This is a genomic window from Ruegeria sp. BHSA162 (assembly GCF_059613385.1).
In genome coordinates this window covers 1-17020 of sequence record NZ_JBXWSK010000071.1, presented here as the reverse complement: position 1 = coordinate 17020, position 17020 = coordinate 1, and the positions used below count along the sequence as shown (strand labels likewise).

The following is a 17020-nucleotide window of genomic DNA, read 5'->3' as shown; positions in this document are numbered from 1 at the left end:
GTAGCTCAGTTGGTTAGAGCAGCGGAATCATAATCCGCGTGTCGGGGGTTCAAGTCCCTCCTCCGCTACCACTTTCCTGAAATCCTCGAGTTTGGCCTTGGGCCGCGCCCGCTGAGCCAGTCGCGGTTATCATCGACAGCGCCAATGCCCTCATGCCACTCATCTGCATCAAGCGGATCGGACAAACGGCCTGTTCCCTCCTCCAATGATAAACCCCGCAGGTTTGACTTTGGATCGCCGGCCCTATCACATTCAAATCTAGGATAATGATAGCCAAACAGGCACAAGCGGGAGGAACAGTGATGAAACGCCTATACCTTGGAGTGGTCTGTGCCCTCAGTTTCGCTTGGCCGGCGGCGGCCCAGGATGAAAAACCAGCTCAAACACTGTTCACCAACGTGCATGTCTTCGACGGCACAAGCGAACAACGCATCGAAAACGCCAGTGTGCTGGTCGAAGGGAACCTGATCAAAACGGTTTCGACCGAAGCGATCAACGCCCCAGACGCCACGGTGATTGAAGGCGAGGGGCGCACACTGACACCCGGGTTCATCGAGAACCACGCGCATCTCATGTTGATGGGGCCAAGTCTCAGCGCCATGGAAGCCAATTCGACATGGGAGGATTTCGGAATCCATGCGACGCGGATGGCCGAAATGTATCTGATGCAGGGGTTCACGACGGTCAGGGATGCCGGCGGGGCCAATGGTGGACTTCGACGGGCTATCGACTCGGGTCAGATTCCCGGGCCACGCTATTATCCGTCGGGAGCCTTTCTAAGCACGCGTGGAGGCCACGCCGACTTTGGCAACTTCACCGCACCTCCGGGGACGGACACCAATTTCAGCCGCCTGAACATGGCACAGGAAATCAGCGGCGTTGACGACGTTTACAAATTCGGACGCAACAACTTCCGGATGGGCGCGACGCAGCTCAAATTCATGCAATCGGGCGGTGTCGTTTCGGCCTTCGACCCTTGGCAGTTGCTGGCCGGATCGCCAGAGGAGATCAAGGCCGCCGTGCAGGTCGCGAATGAATATGGCAGCTATGTCATGGCGCATTCCTATCGGAAGGAAGCAATTCTGGGTGCGCTCGAAGCGGGTGTGATGTCCATCGAACACGGATTTTCGTTCGACTGCGAAATCGCTGAAAAGATGAACGAAATGGGCGCGTATATCACGACCAATCTCACAGCGTTCGATCCCGGCCTTCTGGATATTCCGGCGGTCAAGAACCAACCATCGAGCCTTGCCAAGGCAATCTCGGCTTCGGCGACGTTCGAGAACTACATCCCGAACATGAAGGAATGCCCGGTCAAGCGCGGGTTCCAGACAGATTGCGTGGGCACAGTCGAGGCCTGCAACATCCAGATCGCGTATGAAAAACACCTGAACAACGAATTCTTCGGTCCCTATCAATCAATGGTCACACTGACCTCGATCGGAGGCGAGATTGCCCAGTTGTCCGGCGATTTCACCAATCCCTACACCGCCGGTAAGCTTGGAGTGATCGAGGAAGGCGCTTATGCGGACATTCTGCTGATCGACGGCAACCCGCTCGAAGATTTCTCGGTCGTGGGTACAGGCGATCAGTGGTTCGGTGCGGACCCGCGGCCTGACAGCCCCGAGACCATCCGCCTGATCATGAAGGATGGCGTGATCTACAAAAATACGCTCAACTAGGGCCATGATGAGGATTCGCGGTCGGGACCGCCATGACAAGCCCGCCTTTCTGAACTCCGTCCGAACTCTGCTGATTGCGGCGACGCTCAGCTTGGGTACGGGCGCGCCCACTTGGGCCGGCCTCTCGGTTGGTTGGGACGATCTGCCCGATCCGACCGTCCAGACCTTTGAGGACCCCTATCGCGACCTGAGCCCCGAACAGTTCGACGACGTCCTGTTCGTCGTTCGGCTGCGTGGCCGGCTGCAGCAGGATGTCGGCACGGACGAGGACCGCCAGAAGTGGCAGGAGCTTCTGCACGAGACCGAGGATGCGCTAGCCGCGGGCGGTGTCGACGTGGACTGGCTGCTGGGTCAACGCCAGGTCGTGACCGAACGCAGGGAAAAAGCAGCCACGCTTGGCAACCCCTTGTATGACGGGCAAGAGGTCACGCTGTCCGGTTTCGCCATTCCGGCTCCTGCGGACGCGGACGGGCGATCCGTTGTCTATCTGGTGCCCGAACGGGGCATGTGCAGTCATATGCCGCCGCCGCCGCCGAACCAGATGATCCGTGTGATGCTGGATGCCGACTGGGTTCCCAGCTATGTCCACGAACCCGTCCGCCTGACGGGACGTCTGACGATTTCGCCGACCGATCACCAGATGGTCGTGGTCGACGGGCTGATGCCGATGCGCGCCACGTTCCAATTGGAGGCAGACAAGGTCGAGACGCTCCAGAACCGCACCGACGGGCTGGAGTGGAGCGAGGACGCGACAGATCTTCTTCGGGCCGCGGGGCGGCGCAAAACCGGTGGTCAGGCGGCCTCGGAATGATCCGGCGGATTGCGCTGGTGCTGGCGGCCCTTGTCTGGGCTTCGGGTGCGGTCGCTCAGGGATTGTCAGGTCCCTCGTCGGTGAATGCCGAGCTTGAGCCCGGAGACGGCTTGACCGATCCGCAATTCCGGTCGGATTTTCCGCGCAATATCGCGCCTGGATGGTTTGCCTGGAAGGATCGTCTGGCCGAAGACGGGTTCCGTTTCAACATTGACTATCTGGCCCTTGGGCAAACGACGGATGCCGACCTGGGCGCCGGTGAAGCCGCCAGCGGAATTGCCCGTTTCTATGGCAGCTGGCAGGCAACCGAACAGGGTTCGTTGACCTTCAAGGTCGAACACCGGCACAGCTATACCGATGTCGCACCGCAGTTTCTGGGCTTGGACGGAGGCGCGCTTTCGATCACAGGAACCGCCTTCAACGACACGGGTTTGCTGCTGACCAACCTGTTCTGGTCGCAGCGGGCCGCGGACGGGTCGTGGACGCTGCAATTCGGTCAGATCGACGTGACCGACTTCGTCGACATCTATGGCCTTGTCAGTCCCTATAGCGGTTTCCAGAACCTGTCGTTCAACACCAATCCGACGATAAACGCCCCCAACCCCGGGCTGGGTCTTGCCGGGGGCGTGCGGCTGGGTAGCAATTTCTATGCTGTGGCCAGTGTCGCTGACGCAAACGCCGATCCGTCCGATCCGAACTTCGACGTTTTCAGCGACGGCAACCTCTTCAAATCGCTCGAACTGGGCTACACGTCGGGCTTTGATCGGATCTATTTCGACAACATCCATCTGACACTTTGGCACGCGGATGCAGCCGATGACGGCAGCCGGGCCGAAGACTACGGCGCGGCCTTCTCCGCCGCGTGGTTCGTGGGCAATCAATGGATGCCGTTCCTGCGCGCCGGCGCGGCAAAGGGAACGGCGGCGCTGTATGATCGGTCCCTGTCAGCCGGCATCGGGTACTACGGCCGGAACACCGATCTGGCTGGGCTGGGGCTGAACTGGGCCGAAGCCCGTGGCATCGACGGCGATCAGTTCACCCTCGAGGCTTTTTACCGTTTTTCGATTTCTCCCGGCCTGCAGATCACGCCGTCGGTGCAGTTCATCTCGAACCCACTGCTGAACCCCGGCCAGGACAACGTGGCCCTGTTCGGCCTTCGGACAAGGCTCGTGTTCTGACGCTGGCCGGGTCTGCCCACTTGAGGCAATGCAACCCATGGAAGGACACTCGATGAAGCCACTGATGACTGCGGCCGCAACCGCCCTGGCAATCGCCACCCCCCTTCACGCCAGCGAAGAAAGCAAGACCTGGGACGCATCGGAGGAAGCCAGGCAGTTCGTGCACGACACGATCGTACTGGGCATGCTGGCCAGCCCCTACGGAACCGGCTGGACCGAAGACGAACAACTGCACACCTATTTTCAACGCGCCCGGGACAACGGCATCACCGGCCATGAAATGACATTGGCCGCCGCTGACATGTCGTTCGACACGTTGCTTGAACAGCACTATCACTTCCGCGCCGCCATGGCGCAGCAGCCCGAGAGTTATCTGATCGTGAATGAAACACGCGATATCGAGGCCGCGCATGCTCAGGGCAAGACGGCTGTGATCTGGAACAGCCAAACGGCAACGGTTCTGGATGGCGACCTCAAGAAGATGGCCCTGCTCAAGGACATGGGCATCAAAAGCATGATCCTGGCCTACAACGACATTTTCCGAACCGGTTCAGGGCAGTTGGCAGCTTACAACGGACGGGACATCGGTCTGACCCCATGGGGCAAATCCGTGATCGATGAGATGGTGCGCTTTGGCATCCTGCTGGACCTTAGCCACACCGGGTCGAAAACGGCCAACGACGCGATGGACTACATGGATGAGAACTATCCCGGCGTGCCCTATGTCTACACCCACTCGGTTCCGGCGGGGCTCTACGCGAATGAGCCCAACGCCACGACCAAGGGCTGTTACCGAGCCATCCCGGACGACGAGGCGCTGCGGGCAGCCAAGTCCGGAGGTTACATTTCGCCCACATTCACAGAATGGATGATGGACGGGGTATGGCCCGAAGACATCTCACCCAAACAAGCCGCCGATATGATCGACTATTATGTCCAACTTGTCGGCGTCGACCATGTCGGGATCGCGACGGACGACATGTTTTCAACCGAACTTGTCGTTCAGTTCGCGACTGCGAATGCCAGCATGTATGACGACGGTGGCTACATGATTGACGCGTTCAACAAAGGTGCAACCGGGAATGGTGAATTGGCCAAGATCCTTGCCGCGATAACCGACGATCTATGGGCGCGGGGCTATTCAAACGAGGACCTCGCCAAAATCTACGGCGGCAACAAAATGCGCGTCTATGCCCAGGTCTGGGAGGGCAAGCCGCCCGAGCGGTTCTTGCAGGAATACCCTGAACGCCTGCGGATGAGGCAGGAGTTCCAGAACCTGTTCCACTCGCGCTAGTCCCCGTCCGGTCGTTGAATCTCTGACAAGGTGCTGACACCGATCTGGGCCATGGCGATGTCCATCTCCTCGGACAGCACCGCCCACAACCGGTGCAAACCGGCCTCGCCGCCCGCCGCGACGGCGAATTGCAGGATCCGCCCGAAGAACAGGAAATCGGCACCAGCCATGAGCGCCTTGAGCGCATCTTCGCCGGACCGCAGGCCACTGTCATAAAACAGCGGATAGTTGTCGCCGACCGCAGCGCGGATCTGCGGCAGGACCGAGATCGGCGCGGGCGCGCTCTCCAACTGGCGGGCGCCGTGGCTCGAGACCTGGATGGCATCGACTCCGGCAGCCTTCAGTGCAACCGCGTCTTCGACGTCCAGCACGCCCTTGACCACCAGCTTGCCCGGCCACCGGTCGCGCAACCTTGCCAGCGTGTCCCAATCGGCCATTGCACGGCTTTCGGTGCGGTCGAACGCGAACCCCTCCATCAGGAAATTCGCCATCTGCGGTTTGCCCTTCAGCAAGGTCGAGATCGACCAGCGCGGGTGCAGCGCGAAATCCAGAAACTGCCACGGCCCGACCCGGAACGGCATACGGAAGCCGTGGCGCAGTTCGCGCGGGCGGCGGCCGACTTCGGGCACGTCAACCGTCAGGATCAGAGTCTTGTAGCCCGCGGCCCTTGCCCGATCGACCAGCTTGAACGTGCCGTTGCCATCGCCGCTGAAATACAGCTGAAACCAGGCATGGCCCCGGGCCTCTTCGATCAGCGCCTCCATCGGTGTCGAGGCCACCGTGGAAACGCCCAGCGGCACCCCGTATTGCGCCGCCAGCCGCGCCAGCATCAGGTCGGCGCCCGGAGCTGACAGGTTGCACATGCCCATTGGCGCGATGCCGAAGGGCCTGTCGGCTGGTTGCCCGAATACGCGGGTTGCCAGTGACCGGCTACTAACATCGCGCAGGATCCGGGGCTGAAGGGTCATGGCGTCCAGCGCCGCGCGGGTGCGCCGGGTCCCAGCCTCGGACCCGGCGGCCCCGTCAATATAGTCGAACACCATCCACGGCAGACGCCGCCGGGCCAACCGGCGGGCATCTTCGGCGCTGTGGATGGCGCTTGCGCCCATCAGGCCTGAACGGCCTTCATGAAGCGGTCGCGGATGACGACCGGGTCCATCGTGATCGGCGGCATCTTGGCGTTGCCGCTTTCACATTTGCTGACGATGATGGTCATCTGGCGGGCGTCCAGCGCCTCTTGCAGCACGCGGCCGGTCTCTTCGGCCTGGCATTCGATCACGCGCTCGCAGCCCGCCGCCTCGGCCATCTTGGCCAGCGAGGTCTTCTGCCCCGCATAGGTCGGCTGATCTCCGGTCGAGCCGTACGAGCCGTTGTCGATGATCAGCAGGATGTAGTTGTCGGCCACGTTGTTGGCGATGGTCGGCAGCGTCCCCAGATTGGTCAGGATCGAGCCGTCGCCGTCGATGACGATCACCGGTTTCGGCTGGGACAGCGCCAGCCCCAGACCGATGCTCGAGGCCAGGCCCATCGTGCCCAGCATGTAGAAATTGGTGGGCTGATCGTCGATGGCATGCAGTTCCTGGCTGGGGATGCCGATATTGCACACGACCAGTTGGTCACGCAGGATCGGGGCGATTTCCTTCAGGGTTTCAGAACGGATCATTGGTCGCCATAGCCTCCCCAGAAATTGGCGTCGGTCAGGATCGCGACGGGCTTGTTGCACATGAAGGTGTATTTCAGGATCGCGTCCAGTTCGGCCACGTCTTCCTGATGGTGGAAATGGTAGGTCGGGATGTGCATCTGCGCCAGCAGGGCCTTGGTGTGAGCGGCCATCTCGACCTGGCAGGCGATGGGCTCGCGCAGTTCGCCCCGGTACGAGATCAGCATTGGCAGCGGCATCCGGTAATACTGAATCAGCGTCGCCAGCGTGTTGATCGTGACCCCGATCGCGGTGTTCTGCATGATGATCGCGGGGCGCTTGCCGCCCATCCAGGCCCCGGCGCACAGGCCCATGCCTTCGTCCTCTTTGTTCGAGGGGATGTGGTAGATGGAGTCGTGGGCGTCGATCTCGGCGATGACGCCGGCCAATTGCTTGCACGGCACCGTGGTGACGAACGAGATGTCGTTGGCCACCAGATCTTCGGTGATCTTCTTGTCTATGTTCATGTCGAAACTTCTGTTCCTGGGTTGGGGCGCCGAGGGCGCGATGGACGGGTCAGGCCCTGCGGTGGACGTGGACGGCACATTTTGCATGCCGCACCACGCGCGACGCGGTGGAGCCAAGGAAATAATCGGTCAGTCCGGGACGGTGCGAGCCGATGACGACGCAATCGAACCCGTGGTCGTTGGCATAGTCGATGATCGTGCGCGCGGTGTGGCCTTTGACCAGTTCGGGCTTTACGCCCGTAATGCCTTCCAGCTTGTTCATCAGGACTTCGCGGGCGCGGGCAAAGCCATCGGCCACGGCATCTTTGTCCAGATAGACGCTGACCGAGCCCTGCGGCATCTCATAGACATGCAGCGCCACGATCTCGGCGGATCCGCCGCCCAAGGCGCGGGCAATCTCGAGCGTTTGTGGCGAAATGCCGTGGTCAAGCGCCATGGGGACAAGAATTTTCTTATACATGGTTACCTCCAGTTCCGGGCGGTCAGGCCCACGGGGACAGCACGATTTTCGGAACCGCGACCTCACCCGAGCGTAACTGGGCAAAGGCCCGGGCGCCATCGGCCAGATCGCGTTCTTCGATCCAGTCCAGAGGGCCCAGAGCGCCGTCAAAGATGGCCTGCGCGGTCTGACGGAAATCCTGCGCGGTATAGGTGTAGGTTCCGATGAAGGTGATCTCTTGCAGGGTCATGCGTCGCACGTCCAGCCCGCCGGCGTCCTCGCCCAGGCCCACATGCGCGATCACTCCGCCGGGTTGGGCCCGTTCCGAGGCAACCGCACGGGTGGCGGCAAAACCCACGGCGTCGACCACGATCGGAAATTCGCCTTGCGCTTCGGGTGCGACCTTGGCGCAATCCAGCCTTTGCAGGAACTTACGCCGCAGGTCGTTGGGTTCGACGATGGTCACATCCACGACATCCATCGCCCGCAGCGCCAGCGCCGCCGCAAGGCCAATCGCCCCACCCCCGATCACCAGCGCACGACGCTCCATCGCCGGGTGCAGCGCCTCGAGCGCAAGGCGCGCGGCATGCCAGCTGACGGCCAGCGGCTCGGCCAAGGCGGCTTTGGCGAAGGGCACGTGATCCGGCACCTCGACCAGATTATCCCAGGGCATCGAAACATATTGAGCAAAGGCGCCTTCACGCGGGGGCATCGAGATGATCTGACGGTCGGGGCACAGGTTTTCCCGCCCCGCTTGGCAGGCCGGGCACTGCCCACAATTTACAAGCGGATTGATCGTGACCCGCGTTCCGTCTTTGGGGCCGCCGATCACTGTGCCCGCCGCCTCGTGACCCAGGATCAAGGGCGCCGGGCGGCGCGCATCATGGCCCAAGTAGGCATGCATGTCGGACCCGCAGATCCCAGCGGCCTCGACCCGGATCAGGTGCTCGCCCGGTTGCGGCGCGGCGTCCGGTACGTCGCGATAGACCAGCTGTTCGACACCTTCATAAACCAGAGCTTTCATTTCGCCGTGAACCCCCCGTCAACCATCAGGATCTGCCCGGTGACATAGTCGGATGCCTGCGAGCACAGAAAAAGGATCGGCCCGTCGATGTCTTCCATACGGCCATTGCGACCGATGCATGTCTGCGCCGCGTTGCGGGCAGCGCGGGCGGGGTCATCGAACACCGCCTGTGTCAGCTCGGTCGGAAAGAAGCCTGGGCCGATGGCGTTGGCGGTGATCCCGTGGGACGACCAGGCCTCGGCCATGGCGCGGGTCAGCTGTGCGATCCCGCCCTTGCTGGCCCCATAGGCGATCCCGCCGGGAAAGGCCCGCGTCGTCTGCAGCGAGGCGAAATTCACGATCCGGCCCCAGCCACGCGCCTTCATCGCAGGCACCATGGCCTGGCTGAGGAAGAACGGCGCACCGAGGTTCAGGCCCAGCGTCGCATCCCAGCCTTCGGGCGTGACGTCATCGGCGGCCTGTCGCGTGTTCACCCCGGCGGCATGAACCACGATATCCGGCGCGCCGAACGGGGCCGAGATTTGTTTGACCAGCGTTGGCAGGCCGTCCCGGTCGGCCACGTCACCTGCGACCACCGCAGCGCTTGCACCGATCTCGGCCTGCAACTCGGCCAGTGCCTCGGCCCGGCGGGCAACGCCCACCACTCGCGCGCCCGCAGCCGCCAGCACCTGCGCAACACGCCGGCCCAGCCCAGAACTGGCGCCCGTGACGCAGGCCACCCGGCCGGTCAGATCGAACAGGTCGCGGGGGTCATTCATCTGCGGTCAGGTCAAAGTTTTCGTACGGGAAATACTTGGCCAGACGCACATCGGCCGCGCGGGCGTGGCCCTCCATCCCTTCCAGCCGCGAAATCCGCGCGGTCGCCTCGGCGATGGGTTTCGAACCCTCGCGCGTGGCCCGCTGCCAGGTGACGATCTTCATGTATTTGTGCACGCTCAACCCGCCGGTATAGCTGGCCGCGCCCGAGGTGGGCAGGACGTGGTTCGTTCCGGTGGCCTTGTCGCCATAGGACACGGTCGTTTCTTCGCCCAGGAACAACGATCCATAACAGGTCAGCCGATCCAGCCACCAATCCAGATCCGCGGCCTGCACGGTTAGGTGCTCGGGGGCGTAGTCGTCGGAACACGCGGCCATTTCTTCGCGGTCCGCGCACAGGATCACCTCGGCATAGTCGCGCCAGGCGGCGGCGGCGTTGTCGCGGTTCAGCTCGGGCAGATCGGCGATCAGGGTCGGGACCATCTCCATCACCCGGGTCGCCAGATCGCGGTCATCGGTCACCAGCCAGACGGGCGAGTTGTAGCCATGCTCGGCCTGACTCACCAGGTCGGTGGCCACGACGAAGGGGTCGGCCGTGGCATCCGCCAGGATCAGGCTATCGGTCGGACCCGCGATCATGTCGATGCCGACCTTGCCGTACAGAATGCGCTTGGCCTCGGCCACGAACTGGTTGCCCGGCCCCACAAGGATGTTGGCGCGCGGCAGCCCGAACAAGCCATAGGTCATGGCGGCCACGCCTTGCACGCCCCCCATGGCCAGGATGCTGTCAGCGCCGCTGATATGGGCGGCGTAGACGATCGCCGGGGCCACGCCCTCGCCCGGGCGGGGCGGCGAACAGGCGGTGATGTGACGGCACCCCGCCACTTTGGCGGTGGTCACGGTCATGATGGCGCTGGCGATGTGGCTATACCGCCCGCCGGGCACATAGCAGCCCGCCGCATCGACCGGGATGGCCTTCTGCCCCGCGATGAAGCCCGGCACGATTTCCAGCTGCACATCCGACACGGTGGCCTTCTGCGCCTCGGCAAAGCGGCGCACGTTGTCTTGGGCAAAGCGGATGTCGGCCTTGAGCTTTTCCGGCACCCAGGCGCAGGCGGCGTCGATTTCCGCGGGGGTCATCAGTACGTTGCCCTCGAACTTGTCGAACTTGGCCGCGTATTCCATCGCCTTGGCGTCGCCGCCGGCCTCGATGTCGGCCAGAATGGTCTTGACCGTGTCATGCACCTCGGACGCGTGGGATTGTGCGGTCAGGGTGGCCTTCTTGAGGTATTCACGCGACATATTCAGAAGATCCTATTGGTAGATTTCAGGAAGCAAAGTGGTCGACAGCGCCGGAACGTAGGCGATCAGGATGACGACGATCAGCATGGTCAGCACGAAGGGCACGGCGCGGGCCGCGATCTTGAGGATGGATTCACCCGTGATCCCCGACACCACGAACAGGTTCAGCCCCAGTGGCGGCGTAATGAAGCCCACCCCCAAGGCGGTGATCATCATGATGCAGAACTGGATCTCGTTCATGCCGATATTGTCCGCCAGCGGTTTCAGGATCGGGGCTAGGATGACGATATTCGGTGTCGTCTCCATGACGCAACCGGCCGCGATCAGAATGCCGATCATCAGCAGGATCAGCAGGAACGGATCCTCGGTCAGCGAGGTCACCGAGGCCACGAAGCCCTGCGGCACGCCCATGATCGCCAGCGCCTCGGCCAGCGGGGCCGAGAAGGCGATGATCGGCAGGATAACCCCGTTCACCTTGGCCGAGCTGACCAGCATCGACGGGAAGTCCGCCAGCGTCAGCGTGCGCAGGATGAACCCCATGATGATGGTGACGACGACGGCGGTCGCGCCAGCCTCGGTCGGGGTCAGGCGACCCGAAAAGATGCCATAGAAGATGATGCCCGGCACGATGAAGGCGTACCAGCCCGACTTCAGCGCCTTGCCCAGGTTGGCCAGCCATTCGCCCATGGTCATCATCCCGCCGCCCTCATAGGCGTAGAGGCGGTTCATGATGATGTTGGTCACGAGGATCGAGATCAGGATCGCCAGCCCCGGGATCAGAGCGGCCAGAAACAGGGTCGAGGCCGAGATGCCCAGCACGAGCCCGATGATGATATAGGCAATCGAGGGCGGAATCAGAATGCCGGTACAGGCCCCCGCCGCCACCAGCGCACAGGCATAGGGGCGCGGATAGCCGCTTTCGACCAGTCGGTTGATCGTCATCCGACCCACCGCCGCCGCGCCTGCCGCGTCAGACCCGGAAATGGCCGCGAACATGCCGCAAACCAGAACCGTGGCCGAGCCGAACCCACCCTTGGCGAAACAGGTCAGCGCCTCGGCCACGTCCAGAAACTTGCGCGACAGCCCGGTGCGCACCAGCACGTCACCGGTCAGGATGAACAGCGGCACCGCAGTCAGGGCAAAGGCATCGATGCCGGTGAACAGGCTTTCGCCGACAAGGCTCAGCGGCAGGTCGCCCGACATGATCAGCATCACGATCGCAGCCGAGCCGATCGCGGCCCAGACTGGAACCGCCAGCGCGATCAGGCCGACGAACAGGATCACGGGCAGGTAGAAATCCCAGCCCAGTTCGACCGTTTGATTGAGAGAACTCCAAAGCATCCGGTTTCTCCTCAGTCAAACAGCTTGTCGCCTTCGAAAACGGGCGTGCCGTCACGAAGACTTTTGATATCGTTCATCAACGATTGGATCAGGCGCCAGATCATCAGAGCAAAGCCCGTAGGCACCGCCATCAGGAACCACACCTTCGACACCCGCAGCCCGTCAGTGACCGACCCGAACTTGGCCGAGACATGCACCGCCTCGTAGGACCAGTAGAGCGCGATCACCGCCACCGCGAACATCACCAGATCACCAAAGATATACAGCACCGCCTTGGGCCGCGGCCCGAGGTAATGCATGATCACGTCGATCCGGATATGGGCGCGTTCCTTGACCGCCGCCGCCGCGCCGATCCAGGCCAGATAGATGAAGGAATAGCGGACGATCTCCTCGCCCCAGATCGAGGAATAGGCGAAGATCTCGCGCCGCAGCACCTCGATTGCCATCGTGATGACCAGCATCACGTAAAATACCAGCAGCAGCCAGCGTTCGGCGTTGCGGTCTATGGTTTTGAGTAAGGACATCGCTTCCCTCGGCAAGGCTGGGGGGATGGGCCTGAAAGCTCAGGCCCTGCAGGTCTGGCGAAAAGGCGGGCACACGTCCGGCGCCCGCCCGATCCGCATCAGGCGTCGTGGACGTAGTATTTGCCTTGGGTTCCGGCCGCTTCGACCAGCTTTTCGAAGGCGTCCATCGACCCGGCCAACTCGGTCTTGAAGGGGTCCCACTCCGAGCGCTGATAACCGCCGGTCTCTTGCCACTCGGCCAGTTGGTCGTCGGTCAACGAGTGGAACTCGACTCCGGCCTTGTTCAACTCGGCCATGGCATGGGCGCGGGCCGAGGGTACCTTGGCCAGGTTCTGGTGGCTGGTCATCTCCGAGCCCCACATGATGCCCTCTTGCACGTCGGCCGGCATCGAGTTGAACCATTCCAGGTTGCAGGAATAGACCTGGCTGTCCGGCACCGCCTGGGTGAAGGTGACGTGAGACAGAATGTCCTTGAAGCCAAACACATAGAGCGCGCCGACCGACGGGTCGAGCGCATCCGCCACGCCCTGCTTGATGGCCGAGGGGGTCTCACCCCAGGCAACGGGCGTCGGGTTGGCACCGACCATGCGGTAGTATTGCTGCAGCATCTTGGACCCGGGGACGCGGAATTTCACGCCGCTCATGTCCGAGGGGGTGATGATGGCATTTCCTCCTTGGCGCACGGCCACGACGCGCGGGTCGATCACGACATAGAACAGCGCCTTGAAGCCAGCGGCCTCGACCTTGGGGTGCACTTCGTTCTTCCAGGTGTCGGAATGCACCAGGTTGGTGAACCGCTGGTTCGAGCCGCACAGATACGGCATGTTGATCAGGTCCACGGTCGAAGCGAAGGGTGCGAAGTTCGACAGCGAATGCTGCGCGGCCTGGATGGTTCCACCCTGCACCTTCTGCACCAACGCGCCGCCCGCGCCCAGTTGCCCGCCCGGGGCCAGCTTGACATAGACCTTGCCGTTGGTTGCGTTCTGTATGTTCTCCTTCAGGTCCAGCTGCATGATCGGATAGCTGCGCGAGGCGCCCAGCACATAGGCCGTGGCCACCGTCATCACATGCTCGGCAGCTTGTTCGCGTTCCTTTTCTTCCTTAGCGGTCTGCGCCGCGGCCTCGGATGACCACAACACGCCGCTTGCGCCCGCCACCAGTGCGGCCGTGAACGCGCCACTGGCACTGAGTTTGAGGAAATTGCGGCGTTCAGCTGACGCCAGTTCCATTTGATCTTTGTTCATTGATTGCCCTCCCATTGGAAAAATTCAGCCGCCGTTCTCCTCACGTTCGGCCTCTTTTTTCAGAATTGCGACAACGAACAGGATCGACGCCGCGAACAGAACCAGCATCTCGCCCACATCCCCAAGAAAAGCGCGGCCTGCAAACGCACCCAGCGCCACGTTCGTGAAATAGACGACGAAGACGATGGCGGATGCGGCAAGAAACATGTTCGGGACTCCGGCTAGAATCGGCACTGAGGCCATTTGTAAGCGCTTACATGGAAAATGCAAGCGCTTACATTTCAACTTTCATTGCCAATCCGATCCGGTTAGAATTGGACAGAGCAAAGATTAGGTTTGGAAATGTCGAAGCTGAAGCCCGCCCCGACACTGGATGACGTTGCCAGAAAGGCGGGCGTTTCCACGGCTACGGTTTCGCGTTGCCTCAACACGCCGGATCGGGTTGTCGAAGCGACCCGCAAACGCGTGCAGTCGGCGATCGAGGCGCTGGGCTATACACCGAATTTCGCGGCTCGGGTCATGGCGGCCAAACGCACGTTTACCATCGGCGCGATCATCCCGACGATGGAGAACGCCATCTTTGCGCGCGGCTTGCAGGCCTTTCAGGAAGAGCTGCACCAACATGGATATACGCTGCTGGTATCCAGTTCGGCCTACAAACCGGCCACCGAAGAAGAGCAGATCCGTACTTTGGTTGCCCGCGGCGCCGATGGCCTGCTGCTGATCGGACACGACCGGGCGTCGCGCATCTACGAATTTCTTGAGCACCGGGAAATTCCGGCGCTGGTCGCGTGGTCATTTTCCCCGGACGGGCGTTTGCCCTCCATCGGTTTCGACAACCGGGCGGCCATGTACGAGTTGGCGAAAAGGGTCATCGACCTCGGGCACAGACGGCTTGCGGTGATATCGGGCATCACCCACGGCAACGACCGCGCGCGCCTTCGATTGGACGGGGTGCGCGACGCTGTTCGGCAGCACGGGCTTGACCCGCAGATGCTTCAGGTCATCGAGACTCCGTACGAGATCGAAAACGGCGCAGAAGCCTTCGCGCGTCTCATGTCGCAGGACGCGCCGCCGACGGCTGTCATGTGCGGCAACGATGTGTTGGCCGCCGGCGCTTTGCTCAGGGCTCAGGACATGGGGCTGAAAGTGCCGCAGGATGTCTCGATCACCGGGTTCGATGACATCGAACTGGCCCGGATCCTGCGCCCGGCGCTGACGACCGTGCACGTGCCGCATCGGGAAATGGGTAGAAAAGCCGCCAAGGCATTGATCGAAATGGTAGAAAAAAGGGCCCCGGCGGCCGGTGAACACTTGTTCACGCATATCGTCGAACGACAGTCCTTGGGTCCTGCCAACTCGGGGTGATCCGTGTGCCTAGGTCAGGCGGCCCGATCTTCCATCGTCCGGAAATCACCCTTCAGCCACAAATGCCGCTTGCACATCGGTTCGGTAAAATACTGCCGGATCAAGCTGCTTAGGGCCTTGTGGATCAGTTTTGAAGTGGTGTCCGGATAGACCTCGGTCGTGAACAGAGAAACGATCCTGACAAAGTTCCGACCCGGAAAAGGCGTTGCCCGAACCGAGTCATGATAGCGATGCGCCCGATGGAAACACCCGGCCGTGGTGATCGCCCATCCGCTGCCTTCGGCCACCAACCCCATGATCGACTGGTTGCATTCCAGCTCGAACCGGTTGGGCAGGTTGTACTTGTTGCGCGTCAGCTGGATCTCAATCTGCTTGCCGATCGTGTAGTCTCGCGAATACCGCAGCAGCGGCAGGTCGGAATGGGGCGAGAACAGATCCTGCACCTCGCCCTTGAACTTTTCGGGCACGATCACGATGAACGGATCCCGCATCAAAGGGTATTCGACCAGGCCCTGTGTGCCGCCCGGCGGTCGGGTCGCCACGCCCGCGTCCAGCTTGTGCTCCTGCAATTTCTCGATGATCTCGTGGCTGGGCCGCGTGAAATGCCGGAAATTGCAGCGCGGCAGCGCATGGGCCAGAAACCGGATCAGTTCAGGCGCGATCTGGTTGTCGAAATCATCCACCAGGGCCAGCCGCAGATCGGTGGCGTGGCGCCAGTTGCCAGACCGGATCTCGGCCTCGCCCCGCTTCAACACGGTCAGGCCATCGCGTACATAGCGCGAAAATACCTCGCCAGCCGGTGTCAGGCTCATCGGACGACGGCCGTGATCCACAAGTGCGATGCCAAGGGCGTCTTCCAGGCTGCGAAGATGGTTGGAAACGGTGCTGATCGACAAACCCGTTTCCGAGGCCACCCGCTGAATCGAACCGGACTTGGCGATCAGGCGGAACACTTCCAACCAGCGCAGGCTCAGTGTTTTGGACACGGGGCAAAACCCTCCCGCAATTTCGATTTCATCGAAACTAGCGAAACAGAGTTTTTGCTTTCGGGCAATGGTGAATGTTGGTCACACCCATTAGCTGCGCATGCGGGTGAACTCGGGATCGTAGGGGCAGGCAGGGATCACCCGCGCCGGAACCCTGTCACCACACAGGTCCAGCATCATCTCGCTGCCCTCGGCTGACAGGTGCGGCTCGACAAAGGCATGCGCCAGGTTCAGCCCGGTGCGATGCCCCCAGTCGCCTGAGGTCACCGTTCCCACCACCCGATCCCCGACCATCAGCGACGCACCGGGTTGCGCGGGCGCGTGCGTGGCCTGCACTTGCAGGGCAACCAGCTTGCGCGACGGCCCATTGGCTTGCCGTTCGATCAGCGCCGCGCGCCCGATGAACTCCGGCTTGTCCAGCCTAACAAAGCGGCCCAACCCAGTTTCGAACGGGTCATATTCGGTGATCAGGTCGGCCTTCCAATGCAGGAAGGTCTTCTCCATCCGCATCGACTCGATCGCCCGCGCGCCGAACAATTGTAGGCCAAAGGCCTGTCCGGCCTGTCGCAGCGCAAGATAGGCCGCATAAAGCGAGGCGTTGGGCACATGGATCTCATAGGCCAGTTCGCCCGAGAAACTGACGCCCATCACGGTGGCGGGCGCGATGCCGACAAAGCACTCGCGCACGCTGAGCCACGGGAAGGCGTCCCGCGACCAATCCCCGCGCGAACAGGCCGACAGCACGTCACGCGCCCGTGGCCCGGCCAGAACCAGGATGGTCTGGTCGTTGGTCAGGCTACGCAACTGCACGTCCTCGTCGGGGGCGATGTGCCGGGACAGCCAATCCATGTCATGCAGTTCGGCCGCTGCGGCCGAGCCGTACCAAACCCGATCCGGCCCCCGGT

At 62.1% G+C, this 17020-nt stretch carries 18 protein-coding genes; 5 read left to right on the top strand and 13 right to left on the bottom strand.

Going from position 1 to position 17020, the window contains the following annotated elements:
- Positions 1-302: 302 nt before the first annotated feature.
- The 4 genes from AC2FM5_RS15865 to AC2FM5_RS15850 are packed head-to-tail and all read left to right on the top strand — an operon-like array spanning position 303 to position 4965.
- Positions 303-1682: an amidohydrolase family protein gene (locus tag AC2FM5_RS15865; RefSeq protein WP_496736724.1), complete on the top strand. Its 1380-nt coding sequence runs from the start codon at positions 303-305 to the stop codon at positions 1680-1682.
- A gap of 4 nt (positions 1683-1686) precedes the next feature.
- Positions 1687-2493, top strand: a complete 807-nt coding sequence (locus AC2FM5_RS15860) for a DUF3299 domain-containing protein (RefSeq protein WP_244952312.1) — start codon at positions 1687-1689, stop codon at positions 2491-2493.
- Complete coding sequence (locus AC2FM5_RS15855; protein ID WP_170390793.1) at positions 2490-3671, top strand: carbohydrate porin; 1182 nt, start codon at positions 2490-2492, stop codon at positions 3669-3671. The genes AC2FM5_RS15860 and AC2FM5_RS15855 overlap by 4 nt, the downstream gene beginning before the upstream one ends.
- Positions 3672-3723: 52 nt before the next feature.
- Positions 3724-4965 carry a membrane dipeptidase gene (locus AC2FM5_RS15850; protein WP_496736721.1) on the top strand — a complete coding sequence of 414 codons (1242 nt, stop codon included), beginning with the start codon at positions 3724-3726 and terminating at the stop codon, positions 4963-4965.
- On the opposite strand, the gene AC2FM5_RS15845 is transcribed toward AC2FM5_RS15850, so the two are convergent.
- The 11 genes from AC2FM5_RS15845 to AC2FM5_RS15795 all read right to left on the bottom strand — a co-directional run bounded on the left by AC2FM5_RS15845 (position 4962) and on the right by AC2FM5_RS15795 (position 13968).
- Complete coding sequence (locus tag AC2FM5_RS15845; protein WP_496736719.1) at positions 4962-6074, bottom strand: alpha-hydroxy acid oxidase; 1113 nt, start codon at positions 6072-6074, stop codon at positions 4962-4964. The genes AC2FM5_RS15850 and AC2FM5_RS15845 overlap by 4 nt on opposite strands.
- Positions 6074-6628 (bottom strand): sulfopyruvate decarboxylase subunit beta, encoded by a 555-nt coding sequence (gene comE, locus AC2FM5_RS15840; RefSeq protein ID WP_496736717.1) that lies wholly within the window; start codon positions 6626-6628, stop codon positions 6074-6076. Before comE ends, AC2FM5_RS15845 begins: the two co-directional genes overlap by 1 nt.
- Positions 6625-7131: a sulfopyruvate decarboxylase subunit alpha gene (comD, locus tag AC2FM5_RS15835; protein WP_496736715.1), complete on the bottom strand. Its 507-nt coding sequence runs from the start codon at positions 7129-7131 to the stop codon at positions 6625-6627. Before comD ends, comE begins: the two co-directional genes overlap by 4 nt.
- 49 nt (positions 7132-7180) lie before the next feature.
- The gene (locus AC2FM5_RS15830; protein ID WP_170441386.1) at positions 7181-7591 is read right to left on the bottom strand and encodes a universal stress protein; all 411 of its coding nucleotides are present in this window, start codon (positions 7589-7591) and stop codon (positions 7181-7183) included.
- A 22-nt stretch (positions 7592-7613) separates the two neighbouring features.
- Positions 7614-8594 carry a zinc-dependent alcohol dehydrogenase gene (locus AC2FM5_RS15825; RefSeq protein ID WP_170356997.1) on the bottom strand — a complete coding sequence of 327 codons (981 nt, stop codon included), beginning with the start codon at positions 8592-8594 and terminating at the stop codon, positions 7614-7616.
- Positions 8591-9352: an SDR family NAD(P)-dependent oxidoreductase gene (locus AC2FM5_RS15820; protein ID WP_496736713.1), complete on the bottom strand. Its 762-nt coding sequence runs from the start codon at positions 9350-9352 to the stop codon at positions 8591-8593. The genes AC2FM5_RS15825 and AC2FM5_RS15820 overlap by 4 nt, the downstream gene beginning before the upstream one ends.
- The gene (gene hisD, locus AC2FM5_RS15815) at positions 9345-10652 is read right to left on the bottom strand and encodes a histidinol dehydrogenase (protein WP_496736711.1); all 1308 of its coding nucleotides are present in this window, start codon (positions 10650-10652) and stop codon (positions 9345-9347) included. Before hisD ends, AC2FM5_RS15820 begins: the two co-directional genes overlap by 8 nt.
- 12 nt (positions 10653-10664) lie before the next feature.
- A complete protein-coding gene (locus AC2FM5_RS15810) occupies positions 10665-11993 on the bottom strand; it encodes a TRAP transporter large permease (protein WP_170340241.1) in 1329 nt (442 codons plus the stop codon).
- Positions 11994-12004: 11 nt separating this feature from the next.
- Complete coding sequence (locus AC2FM5_RS15805; protein WP_093964490.1) at positions 12005-12517, bottom strand: TRAP transporter small permease; 513 nt, start codon at positions 12515-12517, stop codon at positions 12005-12007.
- A 98-nt stretch (positions 12518-12615) separates the two neighbouring features.
- On the bottom strand, positions 12616-13761 hold the full coding sequence (locus AC2FM5_RS15800; RefSeq protein ID WP_170356993.1) for a TRAP transporter substrate-binding protein: 1146 nt from the start codon (positions 13759-13761) through the stop codon (positions 12616-12618).
- A gap of 24 nt (positions 13762-13785) precedes the next feature.
- Positions 13786-13968: a hypothetical protein gene (locus AC2FM5_RS15795; protein ID WP_496736708.1), complete on the bottom strand. Its 183-nt coding sequence runs from the start codon at positions 13966-13968 to the stop codon at positions 13786-13788.
- Between the two features lie 135 nt (positions 13969-14103).
- On the opposite strand from AC2FM5_RS15795, the gene AC2FM5_RS15790 reads away from it, so the two are divergent.
- The gene (locus tag AC2FM5_RS15790) at positions 14104-15129 is read left to right on the top strand and encodes a LacI family DNA-binding transcriptional regulator (protein WP_170420140.1); all 1026 of its coding nucleotides are present in this window, start codon (positions 14104-14106) and stop codon (positions 15127-15129) included.
- A gap of 14 nt (positions 15130-15143) precedes the next feature.
- Here AC2FM5_RS15790 and AC2FM5_RS15785 read toward each other — a convergent pair whose 3' ends face one another.
- Both AC2FM5_RS15785 and AC2FM5_RS15780 read right to left on the bottom strand, forming a co-directional pair.
- Complete coding sequence (locus AC2FM5_RS15785) at positions 15144-16115, bottom strand: LysR family transcriptional regulator (RefSeq protein ID WP_496736706.1); 972 nt, start codon at positions 16113-16115, stop codon at positions 15144-15146.
- Positions 16116-16205: 90 nt separating this feature from the next.
- Positions 16206-17020, bottom strand: an 815-nt coding sequence (locus tag AC2FM5_RS15780; RefSeq protein ID WP_496736704.1) for an aminomethyl transferase family protein, incomplete at its 5' end; no start/stop codon positions are given.

Excerpts from the sequence above, each read along its gene's own strand:
- AC2FM5_RS15845 (WP_496736719.1), bottom strand. The coding sequence starts at position 6,074 with ATGGGCGCAAGCGCCATCCACAGCGCCGAAGATGCCCGCCGGTTGGCC.
- AC2FM5_RS15830 (WP_170441386.1), bottom strand. The coding sequence starts at position 7,591 with ATGTATAAGAAAATTCTTGTCCCCATGGCGCTTGACCACGGCATTTCG.
- AC2FM5_RS15810 (WP_170340241.1), bottom strand. The coding sequence starts at position 11,993 with ATGCTTTGGAGTTCTCTCAATCAAACGGTCGAACTGGGCTGGGATTTC.
- AC2FM5_RS15805 (WP_093964490.1), bottom strand. The coding sequence starts at position 12,517 with ATGTCCTTACTCAAAACCATAGACCGCAACGCCGAACGCTGGCTGCTG.
- AC2FM5_RS15795 (WP_496736708.1), bottom strand. The coding sequence starts at position 13,968 with ATGTTTCTTGCCGCATCCGCCATCGTCTTCGTCGTCTATTTCACGAAC.
- hisD (WP_496736711.1), bottom strand. The coding sequence starts at position 10,652 with ATGTCGCGTGAATACCTCAAGAAGGCCACCCTGACCGCACAATCCCAC.
- AC2FM5_RS15800 (WP_170356993.1), bottom strand. The coding sequence starts at position 13,761 with ATGAACAAAGATCAAATGGAACTGGCGTCAGCTGAACGCCGCAATTTC.
- AC2FM5_RS15860 (WP_244952312.1), top strand. The coding sequence starts at position 1,687 with ATGATGAGGATTCGCGGTCGGGACCGCCATGACAAGCCCGCCTTTCTG.
- comE (WP_496736717.1), bottom strand. The coding sequence starts at position 6,628 with ATGATCCGTTCTGAAACCCTGAAGGAAATCGCCCCGATCCTGCGTGAC.
- AC2FM5_RS15865 (WP_496736724.1), top strand. The coding sequence starts at position 303 with ATGAAACGCCTATACCTTGGAGTGGTCTGTGCCCTCAGTTTCGCTTGG.
- AC2FM5_RS15855 (WP_170390793.1), top strand. The coding sequence starts at position 2,490 with ATGATCCGGCGGATTGCGCTGGTGCTGGCGGCCCTTGTCTGGGCTTCG.
- AC2FM5_RS15850 (WP_496736721.1), top strand. The coding sequence starts at position 3,724 with ATGAAGCCACTGATGACTGCGGCCGCAACCGCCCTGGCAATCGCCACC.
- comD (WP_496736715.1), bottom strand. The coding sequence starts at position 7,131 with ATGAACATAGACAAGAAGATCACCGAAGATCTGGTGGCCAACGACATC.
- AC2FM5_RS15820 (WP_496736713.1), bottom strand. The coding sequence starts at position 9,352 with ATGAATGACCCCCGCGACCTGTTCGATCTGACCGGCCGGGTGGCCTGC.
- AC2FM5_RS15825 (WP_170356997.1), bottom strand. The coding sequence starts at position 8,594 with ATGAAAGCTCTGGTTTATGAAGGTGTCGAACAGCTGGTCTATCGCGAC.
- AC2FM5_RS15790 (WP_170420140.1), top strand. The coding sequence starts at position 14,104 with ATGTCGAAGCTGAAGCCCGCCCCGACACTGGATGACGTTGCCAGAAAG.